Genomic DNA, 18,882 nt, shown 5'->3' with positions numbered 1-18,882 from the left:
TCCCAAACGGATGCAACCTCCGTCGACCCGGTCGCGTCCTCACCCCGACACGCCCCGCCGAGGGGCCCGGGATCGGACAGGAGGTGGAGGGTGACCACGACACTCGTGGACATGGGTTCGCAGGGCCGCCGCGCAGACAAGGACGCCGACTTCTCGGCGTACATGGCAGCGCGCCAGCCCGCCCTCTACCGGACGGCGTACCTCCTGGCCGGCGACCACGCGTCCGCCGAGGACCTCCTTCAGGTCGCCTTCGCCAAGCTCTACCTCTCGTGGGACAAGATCCGCGACCGCGGCGCCCTGGACGGCTACGTCCGCAGGATCATGGTCAACGAGAACAACTCGCTGTGGCGACGCGCGTGGAAGCGCCGCGAGCACTCCACCGACACGATGCCGGAGACCGGCACCCACGACACCTACGACGACGGCATGGGCGGGGCACTCTGGTCGCACGTCCAGACCCTGCCGCCCAAGCAGCGCGCGGTCATCGTGCTGCGCTACTACGAGCAGCTGAGCGAGGCCGAGATCGCCGACGTCCTCGGCATCTCCGTCGGCACCGTGAAGTCCCAGGCCAGCCGCGCCCTCGCCGGGCTGCGCTCCCGCGCACCCAGCACCCTCCACCCCCGCGAGCACCGCCCCCACGAGCCCGGAGACGACTCATGAACACTCCCCTCGAGGACCAGGTCCACGACGCCCTGCACCGCCGCGCCGACCCGATCCAGCACGCGCCCCTCACCGTCACCGACGTACGTCACCGCGCGCGGCGCATCCAGCGTCGCCGGGCGGCCGCGGCCGGGGTCGCCGTCGCCGCCGTCCTGGCCATCGCGATCCCGGTGGGGCTCTCCGCCACCGGCCCGAGCCAGCGCAGCGACGTGCCCCCCGCGACGCAGTCCCCGAGCCCGACCCCGAGCCCCACCCCGGAGGTGGCCTCGGGCACCGTGGATGTCGACGTGAACGATGCCGAGGTGGTCGAGGAGACTCCCGTCCCGCTCCTGGACGTCGACGGTCCCAGCCTGATCACGCCCGACGGCACCATCGAGCTGCCGGAGGTCTTCGACACCCTCACCCCCTACCTCGACGGCTACGTCGGGGTCGCTCGCCACGACGAGCCCGGCGTGCCCCTGGCGACGATCGAGTTCCTGGGCGCCGACCTCCGCGTCGACGACGGCGGCAACGCCACCGGCGGCCTCGTCGTCAGCCCTGGTGGCGGGCGGATCGCCTGGTCGGAGTACGACGGCACCCGATGGCGGGTCTTCGTGGCCGACCCTGCCGGCGAGGTGGAGCCGGTCGAGACGACGTTCGACCCGACGGCCGAGGAGGAGCCGGTGATCCCCGTCGGCTTCGTGTCCGCTGACACGGTGGCGGTCAAGGCGATGTACAACATCGGCGGCACCAGGACGTTCACCGCCGGCGGTGGGCAGCCGGTCGAGGTGACGGGCCTCCTCCAGGCGGACACGGCCTCCCCCTCGCTCGGCGCCATCGCGGGCATCACCGAGTTCCGCCCGGAGGGGACCTGCTTCGGCGTCGTGGACGCCGGCGGCGGGGACCCCACCTGGACCACCTGTGACCACCGGCTCGGGCCGTTCAGCGCGGGTGGCGCCTACGTGGTCGGCACCAGCGCGCAGGACGACACCGGCTCGCCGAGCATCGCGGTGCTCGACGCGGCCACCGGCGAGGAGGTCGTCACCTTCGAGGCCGTCCTCCCGCGCCGCACGGTGGGCGGGTTCTGGACCCAGATGACCTGGGTGGGCGACGAGGCGATCGTGGCCCGGATGTTCATCGGCGACGACTACTACATGATGCGGCTCGGCCTCGACGGATCGGTGCAGCGCATCGGGATCGAGAGCGTCGGTGCATCGGGCCTCACGGTGGCGGTCCCGAGCTGACCCACGACGTCAGGCGACGACGGTGGTGATCGGCATGGAGGAGTCGGCCGGCAGGTCCAGCAGCGACGGCGTACGTCCTCGCGCGACGAGCTCGGCCCCCAGCGCGGCGACCATGGCTCCGTTGTCGGTGCAGAGGCCCGGTCGCGGGACGCGGACGCGGATGCCCTGCGCGGCCGCGCGCTCCTCGGCCATCGCCCGGAGCCGGCTGTTGGCGGCGACGCCGCCGCCGATGAGGATGTCCTCGATACCGCGGCTGGTGGCCGCGTCGATCGCCTTGCGCGTGAGCACGTCGCAGACGGCCTCCTGGAAGGACGCGGCCACGTCGGCCACGTCGATCGTGGCGCCGGCGCGCTGCTGGGCCTCGACCCAGCGCGCCACCGCGGTCTTCAGCCCCGAGAACGAGAAGTCGAACCGGTGGCGCTCGAGGTCACGCTTGCTCGACAGGCCGCGCGGGAAGTCGATGGCGACGCTGTTGCCGCTGCGAGCGGCCCTGTCGATGTGCGGTCCGCCGGGGAAGGGCAGTCCGAGCAGCCGGGCGACCTTGTCGAACGCCTCGCCGGCGGCGTCGTCGATCGTCGAGCCCATCGGCTCCACGCCGACGGTCACGTCGGTGACCTCGAGCAGGCTGGAGTGGCCGCCGGACACGAGCATCGCCAGGCAGGGCTCGGGCAGCGGACCGTGCTCGAGCTGGTCGACGGCGACGTGCGCGGCCAGGTGGTTGACGCCGTAGATCGGCTTGCCGAGCCCGATCGCGAGCGCCTTGGCGCTCGCGACACCGACCAGCAGGGCGCCGGCCAGACCGGGGCCGCTGGTCACGGCGATCGCGTCGACGTCGTCGAGGGAGATGCCGGCGGTCTCGGCTGCCCGCTCGATCGTCGGGACCATCGCCTCGAGGTGGGCCCGGCTGGCCACCTCCGGCACCACACCGCCGAAGCGGGCATGCTCCTCCACGCTGCTCGCCACGCTGTCGGCGAGGAGCGTGTGGCCGCGGACGATGCCGACACCGGTCTCGTCGCACGACGTCTCGATGCCGAGGACGAGGGGTCCGTCAGTCATTCCGCGTCGCTGTCTCCGCGCGCGCGGCGCCGGGCAGCCAACGGCACATGACCAGCGCCTCGGACCCGTCGCGGTAGTAGTGGGGTCGTACGTCGATCACGCTGAACTGGCGCGCGACGTAGAAGCCGAGGGCCTCGACATTGGTCACGCTGACCTCGAGCAGCATCCGTGAGGCGTCGTCGGTGTCGACGAGGAGCTCGTCGAGCAGCTGGGACGCGAGGCCGGCGCGGCGAGCCTCGGGACGCACGGCGATGCGGAGCAGGTCGACGATGTCGCCGGCGCTCATCGTCACGCCATAACCGGCCAGGGCACCCGAGGCGTCCTCCGCGACGACGAAGCGTCGCCCGGGGCCCTCGATCTCCTGCCGCACGAGCGACTCGTTCCAGGCGTCGGCGCCGAACAGCTCGTGCTCGAGCGCGGTGAGGCCGGGCAGGTCGGCCAGGGCGGCGGGACGGATCACGAGACAGGCTTTCTGGGTGCTCCCGCGACCGCGTCGGGGCGGCGCAGGTAGAGGGGTTCGGGGTCGATCAATTCTACGAGCTCGCCGCTGACCCCGTGGGCGATCCAGCCCGCACCGGGCCTCTCGGGTGCCATGGCACGGGTGAAGTGCTCGGGGTAGAGCACGGGACCGGCACCGGCCACGGGTGCGTCCGTCGCGACCTCGGCGGGCTTCGTCACGACCGGGCCCTCGAGGCGGCGGCCGTCGGCGTCGTAGGAGGCGAGGTAGACCTCCTTGCGCCGGGCGTCGGTGGCCACCAGGAAGCCGCTGTCCGGAGCCGATGTCTCGACCACCTCCAGCGCGATCGCGTCGAGCGAGCAGACGCCGTAGACCGGGATGTCGAGCACGAAGCCGAGCGTGCGGGCCGTGACGATGCCGACCCGGAGGCCGGTGAACGGGCCGGGCCCGACGCCCACGGCGATCGCGGTGAGGTGCTGGCGCACGATGCCGACGTCCTGCATCGCACGGGCCACCAGCGGCGCAAGGTGCTCGCCGTGCTTCATCGGCTGCTCGGACGAGAGCTCGACCACGACGCGCTCACCGTCGTGCAGCGCGACGGACACCAGCGGGGTGGCGGTGTCGAGGGCGAGGAGCACGGCGACGAGGTTACTGGCCGACGACCCAGCGCAGTGAAACGCGGCGGGGGTCGAGCTCGTCGTCGGGCGTGTGACCCACCGCGCGCTCGATCACGGCCTCGAGGTGCGACTCGGCGAGGCCCTCGGCGATCCCCGAGCCCCACTCGACGACGGTCACTGCGGAGTCGAGCGACGCGTCGAGATCGAGGTCGTCGAGCTCGTCGAGGCCGCCGAGGCGGTAGGCGTCGACGTGCACCAGGTCGGGGCCGCCGACGAGCGACGGGTGGACCCGGGAGATCACGAAGGTCGGTGACGTCACCCCACCACGGACGTCGAGGCCCGTGCCGAGGCCTTGGGTGAAGGTCGTCTTCCCCGCCCCGAGCTCGCCGGAGAGCACGACCAGGTCGCCGGCCACCAGGCTGCGGCCGACGCGCTCCCCCAGCCGCCGCATCGTCTCGGCGTCCGGGCAGTCGAAGGAGGTGCCCAGCCACAGCGCGAGCTCGACGTAGGGGCTGCGCCGGGCGGTCACCACGAAGTCGTGCCGCTCCCAGAAGCCGATGGTCTCCGGGAGCTCCTCGCGGGCGACGACCGTGACGGCCTCCCGGCCGGTGGCGGCGTCGACGGCGGCCTCGACCAGCGCGGTCGCGACGCCCGTTCCCTGCGCGGTCGGTACGACGCCGAAGCGACGCAGCACCAACCCGTCGGGCGTCGGGTCCAGGACGACGCAGCCGACCGGGACGTCGTCGACCGTGGCGAGGAAGCCTCCGCGCCTGGCCAGCAGGCGGGCGATCGACCGCTCGTCCTCGCCGAGGGCGTCGGCAGGAGGATCGAGGGGCGGCCGGGCGCCGAACGCGGACTGCACGACCGCCAGCACCTCGGCGGCCGCCTCCGCACCGACCCGACGTACGACGACCCTCACGGTGTCGCCTGCCCCTGGGCCAGCGAGATCAGGTCGTCGAGCTCGGCGGTGACCTGCTTGTGGCGCTCGAGCAGCACCATGTGTCCCGCGCCCTCGCACTCCAGCAGGCTCGAGCCCGGGATCCGACTGTGCAGCTTGCGGCTGTGGCCGACCGAGGTGATCTTGTCCTCGGTGCCGCAGATGATCGATGTCGGCACCCGGCCCAGTGGCTCGAGGTGCTCGAACTTGTCGAGCGACGCGAAGGCCGGGTAGAAGTCCGCGACGACGGCGAACGGCGTCGAGTTGAGCATCGAGTAGACGAACTCGACGTGGGAGACGGGCACCTCGTCGGTGCCGAAGGCGTAGCGGTCGGTGACCACGTCGGCGACCGCGTGCCCCCACGCCCGCGCGACGTCGACCACGCGGTGACCACGGTCGAGCGTCCGGACCGCGCGGCCCATGAAGCGTCCGCCGAGGCCGAGCGGGAGCATCGGGAACAGGATGCGCCCCGGGTCGAGCCCGCCGGCCGTGGTGGACATCAGGACGGCGCCGACGACCTTGTCGCCGAAGAGCTCGGGGTGCAGCTCGGCGAGCGAGATCACCGTCATGCCCCCCATCGAGTGGCCGACGACGACGCACCGGCCGGGCACGGTGTCCTCGATGACGCGGCGCAGGTCGTGGCCGAGCTGGTCGATCGTGCAGTGGTCCTCGTCGGACCGCGCCGAGCGCCCGTGGCTGCGCTGGTCGTAGAAGACGGTGCGGACCTGGCCGCGGTAGGCGGCGCGCTGGAAGTGCCAGCTGTCGAGGTTCAGCGAGTAGCCGTGGACGAAGACCACGGTCAGGTCGTCGTCGGTGGACGCGCGCCCGCCGAAGTCGGCCGGCTCGTCGATCTCGACGTGCAGGTCGAGCGCGTCGTCGGCCACCACGACCCGCGGGGCGCTGTGCAGCTCGCCGAACGCCACCTGCTCTCCCGCGTCGCGCCGGCCGATGATCCGGCTCTGGCGCACGATGCCGGCGGCGCCGGCTGCGGCGGCCAGGCCGGCCGCGCCGACGACGGTGCCGAAGATCCGGCCCTTGATGCTCATGGCGTGCCTTCCTCGCGGTCGACGAAGCGGCGGACGAACCGCCCGCCGATGCGGGTGACGATCTCGTAGCTGATGGTGCCGACGGCCTCCGCCCAGTCCTGGGCGGTCGGCTCACCGAGGTCACCGGGGCCGAAGAGCACGACCTCGGTGCCCGGCGGCGGCAGCTCGCCGTGCAGGTCGACGACGACCTGGTCCATGCAGACCCGGCCGCGGATCGGGCGCAGCGAGTCCTCGACCCACACCGACGCGGTGTTGCCGGCAGCACGGGGCACGCCGTCGCCGTACCCGGTCGGCACGAGACCGACGGTCGTGTCCTCGTGGGCGGTCCAGGTGTGACCGTAGGAGACACCGTCACCGGCCTCGATCGGCTTGCTCGTCACCAGCCGCGCGCGTGCGGTCATCGCGGGGCGCAGGCCGAGGCGCGGGGTCTCGCCGGGAGCCGGGTCGAGACCGTAGGCCGCGATGCCGCAGCGGACCAGGTCGAAGTGGGAGGAGGGGCGCAGGATCGCTGCGGCGGAGTTGGCGAGGTGGGTGACGTCGGGGTCGAGACCGGCCTCCGCGGCGAGCGCCAGCGCGTCGCGGAAGGCGGCCTCCTGCGTGTGGTTCATCGGGTGGGACGGCTCGTCGCTGGCCACGAAGTGCGACCAGATGCCGGTCACCCGGACCCGCCCGGCGGCCTCGTGCGCGGCGGCGGCGGCGAAGAGCGAGACCCACTCCGCCCGGGGCGCTCCCCCGCGCGACAGGCCGGTGTCGACCTTGATCTGCACGTGCGCACTGCCGCCCACCGCGGCGATCTCGTCGAGCTCCTCCAGCGTGTACGCCGTCACCTCGACGCCCGCCGCGACCGCTCCGGAGAAGTCGTCGCCCGGGGCGCTCAGCCAGCAGAGGAGCGGGCCGCGGTCGCCCGCCGCCCGCAGGGCGAGCGCCTCGTCGATCGTCGCCACACCGAGCCAGTCCGCGCCCGCGTCGCGGGCAGCATCGGCCACCTCGACCATGCCGTGCCCGTAGCCGTCGGCCTTGACCACGACCATCAGCTGCACCGGGTCGTCGACCTGCACGAGGTCGCGCAGGATCCGGACGTTGTGCCGGATGGCAGCGAGGTCCACCACGATCTCGGCACGCGACGGCGCGGGATCGGTCATGGATCCGATCATCCCAGTCCTGCGAGCGTCTCGCGCACGACCTGCGGGATCTGGACCGCGACCCGGCTGGCCGTCAGCGGGCCACCGGCGGCGGCCTGCGTCGCGGCCGCGCCGTGCAGCCACGACCCGACGGACGCGGCGTCGTAGGGCTCCAGGCCGGCGGCGAGCAGCGCGCCGACGAGCCCGGCGAGCACGTCTCCCGCGCCGGCGGTCGCCAGCCAGGGCACCCCGGTCGTGGTCACGCGGACCCGTCCGTCGGGGGCGGCGACGAGCGTGTGGTGGCCCTTGAGCAGCACCACGCACCCCCAGCGACGGGCGGCGTCGCGGGCGTGGGCGAGCGGTGCGGCCTCGACCTCCCCGCGATCGGCGCCGAGCATCGCGGCGAGCTCGCCGGCGTGAGGCGTCAGGACCCAGTCGGTCGCCGCGTCGCCCACGTGGGCCAGGGCATCGGCATCGACCACGACCGGCACGCCGTCCTCGCGTGCCTCGGCGAGCATGGACGCCGCATCGTCACCACCTCCGGGCCCGACGACCCAGGCCTGCACGCGGCCCGCGCCCACGACCTCGGGGTGGGCCGTGCGCACCGTGTCGGCGACGTGGTCGGGACCGACGTAGCGCACCATCCCGACCAGGCCGGTGTTCGCCCCCGCCACTGCGAGGAGCGCGGCCCCCGGATAGGTGCTCGACCCGGCGCGCACGCCGACGACTCCTCGGGCGTACTTCTGCGCGTCCAGCCCCGGGCGCGGCAGCAGGGCTCGTACGTCGTCGGGCTGCAGCGCCTCGACGGCCGGCTCCCCCGGGTCGAGGTCGAGGTCGACGAGGTGGAGCGCGCCGCTCGCGGCGGAGGCGGGGTCGACGAGGTGGGCGACCTTGTGGGTGCCGAAGGTGACCGTCAGGGCGGCTCGCACGTGGGGACCGTCGATGCGCCCGGTGTCGACCTCGACGCCCGACGGCACGTCGACCGCGACGACGGGCACGCCGGCGTACGCCTCGAGCGCGGCGACGGCCCCCGGACGCAGGCCGGGACGACCGCCGATGCCGACGATGCCGTCGACGAGCAGGTCGGGCGCCGGACCGAGGTCGGTGAGGTCGCGCGTGGCGCGGCCCCCGGCTCGCTCGAACGCGGCGAGACCGGCCTCGTGGACCTGTTCGGCGAGGAGCAGCGCCTCGACGGCAACGCCGCGGCCGGCGAGCCGGGCACCGGCCCAGAGCGCGTCACCACCGTTGTCGCCGGGGCCGACGAGCAGCAGCACGCGGCTGCCGTACGCACTGCCCAGGAGGTCGAGCACCGCCGCGGCGAGACCGGCCGCGGCGCGCTGCATCAGCGCGCCGTCGGGCAGCCGCGTCATCGCGGCGGCCTCCGCACGGCGTACGTCGTCGACGAGGTGGGCGCGGAGCATCAGCTCTCCAGGATCACGACGGCCGACGCGATGCCGGCGTCGTGGGAGAGCGAGACGTGGACGTGGACCACGCCGAGCGCCTCCGCCTGCGCCGCCACGGTGCCGCGGATCTCGAAGCGCGGGCGCCCGGTCTCCTCAGAGACGATCTCGGCGTCGTGCCAGGCCATCCCGACCGGGGCGCCGAGCGCCTTGGCGATCGCCTCCTTCGCCGCGAACCGGGCGGCCAGCGAGGCCGGCGGGCGCGACGCCTCGGCGTCGGTGAACAGCCGCCCGCGGAGGTTGGGCGTGCGCTCGAGGGACTGCACGAAGCGGTCGATGTCGACCACGTCGATGCCGACGCCGATGATCGGCATGCCTATTCGACCGTGACGGACTTGGCGAGGTTGCGCGGCTGGTCGACGTCGTGGCCGAGCTGCGTGGCCAGCTCGCACGCGAAGAGCTGCAGGGGCACCACCGCGACGAGGGGCTGGAGCAGCACGGGCACCTGCGGCAGCGTGATCAGCACGTCGGCGTAGGGCTCGATGGCCGTGTCGCCCTCCTCGGCGAGGCAGAGCGTGCGGGCCCCGCGGGCGCGCACCTCCTGGATGCCGCTGATCATCTTGTCGTGGAGCTGGTCGCGCCCGCGCGGAGGCACGATGCACAGGATCGGCAGGCCCTCCTCGACGAGGGCGATCGGGCCGTGCTTGAGCTCACCGGCCGCGAACCCCTCGGCGTGGAGGTAGGCGATCTCCTTGAGCTTGAGGGCTCCCTCGAGGGCGACCGGGTAACCGGCGTGGCGACCGAGGAACAGCACCGAGCGGCTGCCCACGTGGTCGCGGGCCAGGCCGTAGACCTGCTCGGACTTGTCGAGCACGGTCTGGATGTGGGCCGGCATCTGGTCCAGCTGGTCCATCACCTGCGAGATCTCGTCGCCGTAGCGGGTGCCCTTGACCTGTGCGAGGTAGAGCGCCAGGAGGTAGCAGGCGACCAGCTGGGTGAGGAACCCCTTGGTCGACGCGACGCCGATCTCCGGGCCGGCGTGGGTGTAGATGACGCCGTCGGACTCGCGCGGGATGGTCGAGCCGTTGGTGTTGCAGATCGACAGCACCTTCGAGCGCTGCTCGCGGGCGTGACGGATCGCCTGGAGGGTGTCGGCGGTCTCGCCCGACTGGCTGATCGCGACGACCAGGGTGTCGCTGGTGAGGATCGGGTCGCGGTAGCGGAACTCGCTGGCCAGCTCGACCTCGACCGGGATCCGGCACCAGTGCTCGATGGCGTACTTCGCGACCATGCCGGCGTAGAAGGACGTGCCGGCCGCGATGATGATGATCTTGTCGACGTCGCGGAGGTCCTGGTCGGACAGGCGCATCTCGTCGAGCTGGAGCAGGCCGTCGGTGCCGCGGCGACCCAGGAGCGAGTCGGCGACCGCGCGCGGCTGCTCGAAGATCTCCTTGCGCATGAACCAGTCGTGGCCGTCCTTCTCGGCGGCCGAGAGGTCCCAGTCGACGTGGTAACGGCGGCCCTCGGCGGGCGTTCCGTCGAAGCCCGAGACGCTCACGCCGTCGCGGGTGATGGTGACGACCTGGTCCTGGTCGAGCTCCATCGCCTCGCGGGTGTGCTCGATGAAGGCGGCGACGTCGGAGCCGAGGAAGTTCTCGCCCTCCCCGATGCCGACGACGAGCGGCGAGTTGCGGCGGGCGGCGACGACGCGGTCGGGGTCATGGGCGTCGACGGCGACGAGGGTGAAGGCGCCGTGGAGGCCGCGGCAGACGTTCTGCATCGCGACGGTCAGGTCGACGCCCGTCTCGAGCTGCTCCTCGAGGAGGTGCGCGGCGACCTCGGTGTCGGTGTCGGACGCCATCTCGACGCCCTCGGACTCGAGGCGGCCGCGCAGCTCGGCGAAGTTCTCGATGATGCCGTTGTGCACGAGCGCGACCCGGCGCGTACGTCCCAGGTGGGGGTGCGCGTTGCGGTCGGTCGGCGGGCCGTGGGTGGCCCAGCGGGTGTGCCCGATGCCGGTCGTGACCTGCGGCAACGGCGACTCGGCGATGGCCTTCTCGAGGTTGGCGAGCTTGCCCGCGCGCTTGTCGCTGACGATCGATCCGCCGTCGACGAGTGCGATGCCGGCGGAGTCGTAGCCGCGGTACTCCAGTCGCCTCAGGCCCTCGATCACGACGCCCTCGGCCGGCTTGGCACCCACGTACCCGACGATTCCGCACATGGCCGCGGAGTCTATCGGCAGGCCTCCGCGCCCCCGCGGCGCGGAGCGGTGCCACAATCGCACCCATGTCCGAGGTCGCGTCGTCCTCCAACGGCTCGGCCCCAGGCAACGAGTCCTCGCCCTACGTCGAGCTCGAGCGGGCCGCGTGGGCCCAGCTCGCCGGCACCGCCGAGACCGCCCTCACCCCCGACGAGGTCCTCCGCCTGCGCGGCCTGGGCGACCAGCTGGACCTGCACGAGATCGAGCAGGTCTACCTCCCGCTCTCCCGCCTGCTCAGCCTCTACGTCGCGGGCAACTCGCGGCTCCATCGCGAGCAGGAGGAGTTCCTCCACCGCGTCACCCCACCGCGTACGCCCTTCGTGATCGGCCTCGCCGGCTCGGTCGCGGTCGGCAAGTCGACCACCGCCCGCGTGCTGCAGCAGATGCTCGCCCACTGGCCCGAGCACCCCAACGTCGCGCTCGTCACGACCGACGGCTTCCTGCTCCCCAACGCCGAGCTCGAGCGCCGCGGGCTCCTGCACCGCAAGGGGTTCCCGGAGTCCTACGACCGCCGGGCGCTGCTGAAGTTCGTCATCGACATCAAGTCGGGTCGCGACGAGGTGGAGGCGCCGATCTACTCCCACCTCGTCTACGACGTTGTCCCCGACGAGAAGGTCGTGGTGAAGCGGCCCGACATCGTGATCATCGAGGGCCTCAACGTCCTCCAGCCCGCCCGCGTGCGCGAGGACGGCCGCACCGGCCTGGCGGTCAGCGACTTCTTCGACTTCTCCGTCTACGTCGACGCCGCCCTGACCGACATCAAGCGCTGGTACGTCGACCGCTTCCTGCGGCTGCGCGAGACCGCCTTCCGCGACCCGGCGTCGTACTTCCGCAAGTACGCCGCCCTCTCCCACGACGAGGCCGTCGACCAGGCCACGCGCATCTGGGACTCGATCAACGAGCCGAACCTCGTACAGAACGTCGCCCCCACCCGCTCCCGCGCCAACCTGGTGCTCCGCAAGGACGCCGACCACTCGGTGAAGTACGTCCGCCTCCGCAAGCTCTGAGCGGACGTCATGAGAATCCCCGGTGCGAACCGGAGATTCTCATGACGCAACGACGAGCGGGCATCCCCGAGCGACGAGCGCCTCGGTGATCTGGACGAAGAACTCGTCGGGGGCGACCCTCAAGCCGAGCAGCGGGAGCCGGAGGACCACTGCCCGGTCGAGCGCGATCGCGTTGTGGCGCAACGCGTCGGCGACGACGTTGACGGCCCACTCGTGGTGGATGCCGTCGATCTCGACGACGACTCCCCACGGCTCCCAGGCGACGTCGAGGTACCACCGACCGCCGGGACTCCTCCTGACCACCTGGCGGGTCGGCTCGGGCAGCCCGCGGAGCCGGCACATCTGCGCGAACTCGTGCTCTCCGAGGGACCTCACGCCGCCGAGCAGGTCGGTGACGACCGTCGTGACGAGTGTCCGGCGGCGGTGCCTGCGGACCCGCATGAGCTGCGCGCCGAACCGTTCGGCGCTGGTGAGCCCCTGCTGGACGGTCATCGTCAGCAGCAGGGTGGCCTGCTTGTCCGACTGCGCCCACAGCGCCGCGCGTACGCCGGCGACCTCGGGCCGGGTGCGCGGGATGCCCGACGGCGCCAGGTCGCCGCCCTCCCACCGACGCGTCTGGCGGATGTCGATCCCTGTGGCGCGGCGGACCAGCACCCCGCGCGGAACCGACACCCGCACCACGTCCTCCGTGTAGTGCTCGAGACCGCCCGCGATCAGCGCTGAGGTGCCGTCGAGGCAGCCACGGTCGCCCGCCTCGAAGACCGCCGCCCAGTGCTGGCCGAGTCGGTCGAGCGGACCCGTGTGGACCGCGACGCTCTGGCTGTGCACGGCTCGCCATCGGTGCGCTGCGAGATCGGCCGCGAGCTGGTGGTCGCTCACTCCGAGACCCCTGAGCTGGTCACGCGAGACCACACCACCCTGGGCGTCTCCCAGGCGTCGTACGAGGCGCAGGTTCGTCTCGCGATCGGAACGCGCCCGCGGCGACTCCCCCTTCTTCGGCATGCCCGCAGGATCGGCGAACCGGCGCTCCGCGCGCGACCGTGGTGCCGATCGGCTGGGGAGAACCCCGCCGCACGCGGGCCTGTGGACAGTCCGCGACCCACTCCGCCGACGTACGTCATGAGAATCCCCGGTGCGAACCGGAGATTCTCATGACGCGAACGGCGTACGCCGGTCAGGCCGCGGCGGCGGTGAAGCGCTGCCGGCGGTGCTTCGGCTCCTCGATCTCGTCGAGCAGCACGACGGCGTAGTCCTCGGCGCTGATGAAGTCGCCGGCCGGGGTGTCGAGCGAGGTGGCGTAGGAGCCGCTGCGCTCGCCGGGGGCGATCACGGGGGCCGGGCTGACGAAGGTCCAGTCGAGCGAGTCGGGTGCGGCGCGGAAGAGGTCGAGGGCGGCGGCGCCGGAGGTGGCCTCGCCGAGGTACTCCGGCGGGAACCCGTCGGTGTCGAGGAGGCGGGTGCCGTCGGGGGTCAGCAGCGAGCCCGCACCGCCGACGAACAGCACGCGCGCGTCCCCGGCGTTGTCGATCAGGGTCGAGACCGCCTCGAGCCACGGCTCGTGCGACTCGCCGGTGCGGCTGGGGCCGGTGGCGGAGACGACCACCTCGTGGTCGGCGGCCGCCGCCCGGACGGCGGACGCGTCCGCGAGGTCGCCGCCCGTCGAGCGGCTGAGCGAGGTGACCTGGTGGCCGCGGGCAGTGGCCTCGGCGGCGATGCGCGAGCCGACCATGCCGGTGGCGCCGAACAGGGCGATCTTCATGGGGTGGAGCCTTTCGTGAGGAGTGGACGGCGCCGACAGTAACCGTTGGTAACCAAGCACTTCAACGTGCTATAAGTACCTCATGGTTACCATTGAGCGCGGCGACGCCTTCGACCCCGACTGCCCCACCCGCGTCGTGCTCGACCGGATCGGCGACAAGTGGACCGTGCTGGTCATCGGCTCCCTCGAGGACGGCTCGCTGCGCTTCAGCGAGCTGCGCGCCCGCATCGGCGGAGTCGCGCCCAAGGTGCTCACCCAGACGCTGCGTGCGATGGAGCGCGACGGCCTGCTCACGCGCACCGTGCACGCCCAGGTGCCGCCTCGTGTCGACTACGAGCTCACCCCGCTCGGCGCCTCGCTCACCGGTCCGATCGCGACCCTCACCGACTGGGCCGAGACCCACCTGACGCAGATCCTCGGCTCGCGCGACTCCTACGACGCGGCCGCCGAGGCGCGCTGACGCAGGGTCAGCCGCACGCACAGCCCGGCCGGCACGGCCAGCACGAGACCCGTCGTCAACGACACCAGCCCGAAGGCGACCTCCGCGTCGACGCCGGGGATCGACGCGAGCGCCACCGCGGCGAGTCCCACCGCCACCGTGCCGCAGACGACCGCACCGACCCACGCGCACGCCTTCGCCGCGCGGGGCAGCGAGGAGAGCCCGCCCACGAGGGCGCTGCACGCCGCGACGACGAGGACCGGGGCGGCGTACAGCGTGAGGAAGAAGGCGCCGAAGGCGTAGCCCCACGAGTCCTCGCCCTGGTCGAGCGAGCTGGAGTCGATGAGCCAGCCGGCGGCATTGAGGACGCCCACACCGGCGACGAGGAGGATGATCGGCAGCACCGCGAGGCGCCGCCAGGAAGCATTCCCTGATGTGGTCATGCAGCCAGCCTCACCCGGCGCGGAGTGGGTTTCCTGAGCACGCGGGCTCGGCTCACACCGTCTTCTTCTGCAGCTCCAGCAGCGTCTCGATGGTGCGGTAGCCCAGCGCCTCGTTGACGGCGTTCATCCACGTGTTGACCTCAGCGTTGGAGGTGTCCAGGACGCGCAGCTCGGGGTACGTCGCCACGGCCAGGTCGTGGGTCGCGAGCTTGAGCGCAAGCCCCAGCCGGTGGCCCCGGTGGGCAGGGTCGACGATCGTGATGCCGACCTGCCCGTGGACCGGGTCGTCGTCGTCGACACGTACGTCGGAGACGCCGGCCACGGCGCCGTCCGGAGCGATCGCCATGGCCGTGTGCACGTGCCGGCCGATGTCGACCTGCCGCTGCTCGGCCCCGCGGATCCGCTCGGGGCTCCATTCGGACGCCTCGAGGTCCAGCTCGCCGAGCGGCACCTCGTCCATCAGCATGCCGAGCAGGCGACCGAACGACCCGAGGTGCTCGTCCGGGCACACCGTGTCGAAGGTGATGATCCGGTAGTCGCGGGCAGTGTCGGTCTCGACTGCGAGGGCGTCGCGCCGGTCGGCGTAGTCGGCGAGCGTCAGCTCCTTGATCGACTCCCGGCTCGCGACGACGTACCCCATCGCCTCGGCGAACGCCTCCGGCGCGGTGCCGGCACCGCCGGGCGGGAGGTAGGCCTCGCTCTGCAGCGTCGTACGGCCGTCGCCCGATGCGATCACCTCGAGCTCCTGGGCCAGCCGGCGGCCGATCCCCTCGCGCCTGCGGTCGGGGCGGGTCCAGGCGAAGGCCATCGCGGAGTGGAGGTTCTCCTTGAGCGTGCGGGTCAGCAGCCCGGCGCCGACCATCTCGCGGCCGTCGATGGCGCCGAGGAGCGTGATGCCGCGCTCGGGATTCGGTGCCGGAAGGGCGACGCGGCTCGTCTCCCACAGGGGCCAGGGCTTGCCCGGCCGCTCGGCCGTGGCGGCGTGGCCGACCTCCCACCACGCGCGCAGTGCGGCCTGGTTGTGCGGGTTGAGCTGCTCGATGTCGACCACGCCGCGACGCTAGTGCCCGCGCACGCCTCCGTCATGCGGATATCGGGGTGCGGGGCCCGTCGGCCCTTGGCAGGGTGGCGCCATGACGACGGACTCACCCCTGCGCGACCGGCTGCGGGCCGCACTGCTCACCGCTCGCAAGGCCCGGGACGCAGAGACCGTCTCGACGTTGCGTACGGCGCTCGCGGCTCTCGAGAACGCCGAGGCGGTGCCCACGGCTCGCACCTCCGGGGCGATCGAGCACGCCCCAGTGGGGGTAGGGGCGACCGAGGCGCAGCGACGGGTGCTGAGCGACGCCGACGAGGTCGCCGTCCTCGACGTCGAGATCGCGTCGCTCGAGAAGGCTGGCCGGACGTACGCCGACTCGGTGCCGGAGCGCGCCGCCGCGGCCCGCCGGGCCGTGCGCGCGTTGACCGACCTGCGCGAGGCGCGCTAGGAGCGGGAGGAGCGCCGCTGCCTCTGCGCCTCGATCTTGTCGGCCTCCTTGAGGGGGGCCATCGCCATCGCGCGATTGCGCCAGCGGACGATCAGGCCGATCAGCAGCACGAAGAGCGGGAGCCCGATCCCGAGCGCCAGCAAGGTCGTCTGCGGTGAGGTCGTCTCCACCACCGAGCCGTCCGGCGAGACCCACAGCGACCAGGTGTCGCCGGCCTCGCGGTCGGGGTTCCCCGCACGGCTGAACGTCGCGGTGCGGACCTCGCCGTCGTCCGACCAGCTCAGGTCGTAGGTCGTGCGCGGCTTGTCGACGTCGTCCGGCACGGCGCCCTCGCGCACGGCGACGACCGTCGTCTCGCGCAGGTCGGTCCCGCCGAGCAGGTGGGTGCGCGAGCCCGGCGTCAGCAGGACGAGCGCTGCGGCCAGCACCAGCCCGACGCACACTGCGAGAAGGACGTCGCGGACCGACAGCCAGCGCGGTGGCTCGACGTTGTCGTAGCCCTCGGCACGCGGGTCGGTCGTCACGCCAGGGCCAGCTGGCGGCGTACGACCTCGGCGAGCCGGGCGGCGACCCCCTCGGCCTCGTCGTGGGTCGGCGCCTCGACCATCACGCGGACGATCGGCTCCGTGCCGGAGGGCCGCAGCAGGATCCGGCCGCGGTCGCCGAGCGCTGCCTCCTCCTCGGAGACGGCGGCGGCCAGCACGGCGTCCTCGTCGGCGCGGGTCTTGTCGACGTCGCGCACGTTGAGCAGCACCTGCGGCAGCCGGGTCATCACGGCGCCGAGCTCGGCGAGTGACTTGCCGGTGGTCGCCATCCGCTCCATCACGTGGAGGGTGGTGAGGATGCCGTCACCCGTGGTGGCGTGGTCGCTCATGATGACGTGGCCGGACTGCTCGCCGCCGAGGCTGTAGCCGGAGATCTTCATCGCCTCGAGGACGTAGCGGTCGCCGACCTTGGTCTGGCGCACGCCGACCCCGTTGGCGCGCATGGCCTGCACGAAGCCGAGGTTGCTCATCACGGTCGCGACGACGGTGTCCTTGGCCAGCCGTCCCTGCTCGAGCAGCGAGAGGGAGAGGATCGCGAGGAGCTGGTCGCCGTCGACGACGTTGCCCTCGGCATCCACGGCCAGGCAGCGGTCCGCGTCGCCGTCGAGGGCGAAGCCGGCGTGGGCGCCGTGCTCGACGACCGCTGCGCGCAGCGACTCCAGGTGGGTCGAGCCGCAGTTGTCGTTGATGTTGAGGCCGTCGGGGTCGGCGTGGATCGCGATGACCGTCGCGCCGGCGTCCTCCAGGGCGCGGGGACCGGCCGCGTGGGCGGCACCCTCGGCGCAGTCGAGGACGACCTTGAGCCCCACCAGCGGGTGGGTGATCGTGCTCTCGAGGTGGGCGGCGTACTGCTCGACCGCGGAGTCGTACGTCGTGACCCGGCCGACGTCGCCGCCGGTCGGCCGCTCCCACGGCTCACCCATGCGGCGCTCGATGGCGATCTCGATCGCGTCGTCGAGCTTGTGCCCGCCGCGGGCCAGGAACTTGATGCCGTTGTCGGGCATCGGGTTGTGCGAGGCCGAGAGCATCACGCCGAGGTCGGCGCCGAGGCGCTCGGTCATGTAGGCGACGCCGGGCGTGGGCAGCACGCCCAGCAGCAGCACGTCGACGCCCGCCGAGGCGAGCCCGGCGACGACCGCCGCCTCGAGGAACTGCCCGGAGATGCGCGTGTCCCGACCCACCACGGCCAGGGGACGGTGCCCCTGGAACTCGCCGCGGTCGGCCAGGACATGTGCTGCGCACACGGACAGGTCCAGGGCCAGCTCCGCCGTCAGAGAGGCGTTCGCCAGGCCCCGGACCCCGTCCGTGCCGAAGAGTCGCGTCATGGGACGAGACCCTGGGTGATCAGCGCTTCGAGAACTGCGAGGCCTTGCGGGCCTTCTTGAGACCAGCCTTCTTGCGCTCCACCACGCGGGCGTCGCGGGTCAGCAGACCGGCCTTCTTGAGGGCCGGGCGGTTGGTCTCCTCGTCGATCTGGTTGAGCGAGCGGGCCACGCCGAGGCGCAGGGCGCCGGCCTGACCAGCGGTGCCGCCACCGTGGATGCGCGCGATCACGTCGAAGCGGCCCTCGAGCTGCAGCTCGGCGAACGGCTCGTTGGCGATCTGCTGGTGCAGCTTGTTGGGGAAGTAGTTGTCGAGCGTGCGGCCGTTGATGCGCCACTCGCCGGTGCCCGGGACGATGCGCACGCGGGCCACGGCCTCCTTGCGACGGCCGGTGGCCGCGCCGGGGGCGATGGTCGCCGGGCGGGCCGGGGTGTCGGCCGAGGCGTCGCTCTCGGACGTGTACACGCCGTCGGCGTTCGTCTCGTAGGTCTCCTCGACCTCGCCCGAGGGGTTCAGGTCAGCGTTCTCAGTCATCTGTGCGTCCTCAGTCGTCACTGGGAGATCTGCGTGATCTCGAAGGGAGTGGCCTGCTGGGCCAGGTGCGGGTGGTCGGGGCCGGAGTAGACCTTGAGCTTCTTCAGGATCTGGCGACCGAGCTTGTTCTTGGGGAGCATGCCCCAGACAGCGTTCTCGATGGCCTTGCGGGCGTCCTTCTCGAGGAGCTCACCGAAGGGGGTGGCCGAGAGGCCGCCCGGGAAGCCGGAGTGGCGGTAGGCCATCTTGGTGGTCTTCTTGGTCCCCGACAGCGACACCTTGGAGGCGTTCACGATGATCACGAAGTCGCCCATGTCCATGTGAGGAGCAAAGGTCGGCTTGTGCTTGCCGCGGAGGAGGTTGGCGGTCTGGACGGAGAGGCGTCCGAGGACCACGTCGGTGGCGTCGATGACGTGCCACTCGCGCTGGATGTCAGCGGGCTTGGGGCTGTACGTGCGCACGGCGATGTCCCGTTCTCGTTCGTTGGTCCCGCTGCTCGGTCGAGCGGCGGAGGTCGTGCTGCGGCTTCTGACGAACACGGCCCGGATCGCTCCCTCCTCAGGAGGGA

General features: G+C 72.4%; 22 protein-coding genes. 5 read left to right on the top strand and 17 right to left on the bottom strand.

Going from position 1 to position 18,882, the window contains the following annotated elements:
* Positions 1-90 precede the first annotated feature (90 nt).
* The gene (locus EUA06_RS08065; RefSeq protein WP_242498037.1) at positions 91-660 is read left to right on the top strand and encodes a SigE family RNA polymerase sigma factor; all 570 of its coding nucleotides are present in this window, start codon (positions 91-93) and stop codon (positions 658-660) included.
* Complete coding sequence (locus tag EUA06_RS08060; RefSeq protein ID WP_129474527.1) at positions 657-1,883, top strand: hypothetical protein; 1,227 nt, start codon at positions 657-659, stop codon at positions 1,881-1,883. Before EUA06_RS08065 ends, EUA06_RS08060 begins: the two co-directional genes overlap by 4 nt.
* Positions 1,884-1,892: 9 nt before the next feature.
* Here EUA06_RS08060 and tsaD read toward each other — a convergent pair whose 3' ends face one another.
* From tsaD to glmS, 9 genes are read right to left on the bottom strand one after another with little or no spacing between them, the layout of a single operon-like run.
* On the bottom strand, positions 1,893-2,939 hold the full coding sequence (gene tsaD / locus EUA06_RS08055) for a tRNA (adenosine(37)-N6)-threonylcarbamoyltransferase complex transferase subunit TsaD (protein ID WP_129474526.1): 1,047 nt from the start codon (positions 2,937-2,939) through the stop codon (positions 1,893-1,895).
* Positions 2,932-3,399 (bottom strand): GNAT family N-acetyltransferase, encoded by a 468-nt coding sequence (locus EUA06_RS08050; RefSeq protein ID WP_165354306.1) that lies wholly within the window; start codon positions 3,397-3,399, stop codon positions 2,932-2,934. Before EUA06_RS08050 ends, tsaD begins: the two co-directional genes overlap by 8 nt.
* Entirely contained in the window at positions 3,396-4,034 is a 639-nt protein-coding gene (gene tsaB / locus EUA06_RS08045; RefSeq protein WP_129474524.1) for a tRNA (adenosine(37)-N6)-threonylcarbamoyltransferase complex dimerization subunit type 1 TsaB, read from the bottom strand. The genes EUA06_RS08050 and tsaB overlap by 4 nt, the downstream gene beginning before the upstream one ends.
* Before the next feature lie 10 nt (positions 4,035-4,044).
* Positions 4,045-4,932 carry a tRNA (adenosine(37)-N6)-threonylcarbamoyltransferase complex ATPase subunit type 1 TsaE gene (gene tsaE / locus EUA06_RS08040; RefSeq protein WP_129474523.1) on the bottom strand — a complete coding sequence of 296 codons (888 nt, stop codon included), beginning with the start codon at positions 4,930-4,932 and terminating at the stop codon, positions 4,045-4,047.
* Positions 4,929-5,996 carry an alpha/beta fold hydrolase gene (locus EUA06_RS08035; RefSeq protein ID WP_129474522.1) on the bottom strand — a complete coding sequence of 356 codons (1,068 nt, stop codon included), beginning with the start codon at positions 5,994-5,996 and terminating at the stop codon, positions 4,929-4,931. The genes tsaE and EUA06_RS08035 overlap by 4 nt, the downstream gene beginning before the upstream one ends.
* On the bottom strand, positions 5,993-7,138 hold the full coding sequence (gene alr, locus EUA06_RS08030; RefSeq protein WP_129474521.1) for an alanine racemase: 1,146 nt from the start codon (positions 7,136-7,138) through the stop codon (positions 5,993-5,995). Before alr ends, EUA06_RS08035 begins: the two co-directional genes overlap by 4 nt.
* A gap of 8 nt (positions 7,139-7,146) precedes the next feature.
* On the bottom strand, positions 7,147-8,538 hold the full coding sequence (locus EUA06_RS08025) for an NAD(P)H-hydrate dehydratase (RefSeq protein WP_129474520.1): 1,392 nt from the start codon (positions 8,536-8,538) through the stop codon (positions 7,147-7,149).
* Positions 8,538-8,891 (bottom strand): holo-ACP synthase, encoded by a 354-nt coding sequence (locus EUA06_RS08020; protein ID WP_129474519.1) that lies wholly within the window; start codon positions 8,889-8,891, stop codon positions 8,538-8,540. The genes EUA06_RS08025 and EUA06_RS08020 overlap by 1 nt, the downstream gene beginning before the upstream one ends.
* Before the next feature lie 2 nt (positions 8,892-8,893).
* Positions 8,894-10,738 carry a glutamine--fructose-6-phosphate transaminase (isomerizing) gene (gene glmS, locus EUA06_RS08015; protein WP_129474518.1) on the bottom strand — a complete coding sequence of 615 codons (1,845 nt, stop codon included), beginning with the start codon at positions 10,736-10,738 and terminating at the stop codon, positions 8,894-8,896.
* 65 nt (positions 10,739-10,803) lie between these two features.
* Between glmS and coaA the strand changes: the two genes are divergently transcribed.
* Positions 10,804-11,784: a type I pantothenate kinase gene (coaA, locus tag EUA06_RS08010; RefSeq protein ID WP_129474517.1), complete on the top strand. Its 981-nt coding sequence runs from the start codon at positions 10,804-10,806 to the stop codon at positions 11,782-11,784.
* 39 nt (positions 11,785-11,823) lie between these two features.
* Here coaA and EUA06_RS08005 read toward each other — a convergent pair whose 3' ends face one another.
* Together EUA06_RS08005 and EUA06_RS08000 are read right to left on the bottom strand one after the other, a co-directional pair.
* Positions 11,824-12,786, bottom strand: coding sequence for a hypothetical protein (locus EUA06_RS08005; protein WP_129474516.1), 963 nt, complete (start codon positions 12,784-12,786; stop codon positions 11,824-11,826).
* A gap of 172 nt (positions 12,787-12,958) precedes the next feature.
* Positions 12,959-13,543 carry an NAD(P)-dependent oxidoreductase gene (locus EUA06_RS08000; protein WP_129474515.1) on the bottom strand — a complete coding sequence of 195 codons (585 nt, stop codon included), beginning with the start codon at positions 13,541-13,543 and terminating at the stop codon, positions 12,959-12,961.
* An 82-nt stretch (positions 13,544-13,625) separates the two neighbouring features.
* On the opposite strand from EUA06_RS08000, the gene EUA06_RS07995 reads away from it, so the two are divergent.
* Positions 13,626-14,003 carry a winged helix-turn-helix transcriptional regulator gene (locus tag EUA06_RS07995; protein ID WP_129474514.1) on the top strand — a complete coding sequence of 126 codons (378 nt, stop codon included), beginning with the start codon at positions 13,626-13,628 and terminating at the stop codon, positions 14,001-14,003.
* On the opposite strand, the gene EUA06_RS07990 is transcribed toward EUA06_RS07995, so the two are convergent.
* Both EUA06_RS07990 and EUA06_RS07985 read right to left on the bottom strand, forming a co-directional pair.
* Entirely contained in the window at positions 13,976-14,425 is a 450-nt protein-coding gene (locus EUA06_RS07990; protein ID WP_129474513.1) for a hypothetical protein, read from the bottom strand. The two genes, EUA06_RS07995 and EUA06_RS07990, sit on opposite strands and share 28 nt — an antisense overlap.
* A gap of 52 nt (positions 14,426-14,477) precedes the next feature.
* Positions 14,478-15,476, bottom strand: coding sequence for a GNAT family N-acetyltransferase (locus EUA06_RS07985; protein ID WP_129474512.1), 999 nt, complete (start codon positions 15,474-15,476; stop codon positions 14,478-14,480).
* Positions 15,477-15,558: 82 nt separating this feature from the next.
* Between EUA06_RS07985 and EUA06_RS07980 the strand changes: the two genes are divergently transcribed.
* Positions 15,559-15,912, top strand: a complete 354-nt coding sequence (locus tag EUA06_RS07980) for a GatB/YqeY domain-containing protein (protein WP_129474511.1) — start codon at positions 15,559-15,561, stop codon at positions 15,910-15,912.
* On the opposite strand, the gene EUA06_RS07975 is transcribed toward EUA06_RS07980, so the two are convergent.
* From EUA06_RS07975 to rplM, 4 genes are read right to left on the bottom strand one after another with little or no spacing between them, the layout of a single operon-like run.
* Positions 15,909-16,436: a hypothetical protein gene (locus EUA06_RS07975; protein WP_129474510.1), complete on the bottom strand. Its 528-nt coding sequence runs from the start codon at positions 16,434-16,436 to the stop codon at positions 15,909-15,911. The two genes, EUA06_RS07980 and EUA06_RS07975, sit on opposite strands and share 4 nt — an antisense overlap.
* Positions 16,433-17,782, bottom strand: a complete 1,350-nt coding sequence (gene glmM, locus EUA06_RS07970) for a phosphoglucosamine mutase (RefSeq protein ID WP_129474509.1) — start codon at positions 17,780-17,782, stop codon at positions 16,433-16,435. Before glmM ends, EUA06_RS07975 begins: the two co-directional genes overlap by 4 nt.
* Before the next feature lie 19 nt (positions 17,783-17,801).
* Positions 17,802-18,314, bottom strand: coding sequence for a 30S ribosomal protein S9 (rpsI, locus tag EUA06_RS07965; RefSeq protein ID WP_129474508.1), 513 nt, complete (start codon positions 18,312-18,314; stop codon positions 17,802-17,804).
* Between the two features lie 17 nt (positions 18,315-18,331).
* Positions 18,332-18,775 (bottom strand): 50S ribosomal protein L13, encoded by a 444-nt coding sequence (gene rplM / locus EUA06_RS07960; RefSeq protein WP_129474507.1) that lies wholly within the window; start codon positions 18,773-18,775, stop codon positions 18,332-18,334.
* Between the last annotated feature and the right edge of the window lie 107 nt (positions 18,776-18,882).

It is taken from the genome of Nocardioides glacieisoli (genome assembly GCF_004137245.1).
Taxonomy (GTDB): Bacteria; Actinomycetota; Actinomycetes; order Propionibacteriales; family Nocardioidaceae; genus Nocardioides; species Nocardioides glacieisoli.
This window is presented reverse-complemented; position numbering and strand designations above follow the sequence as displayed.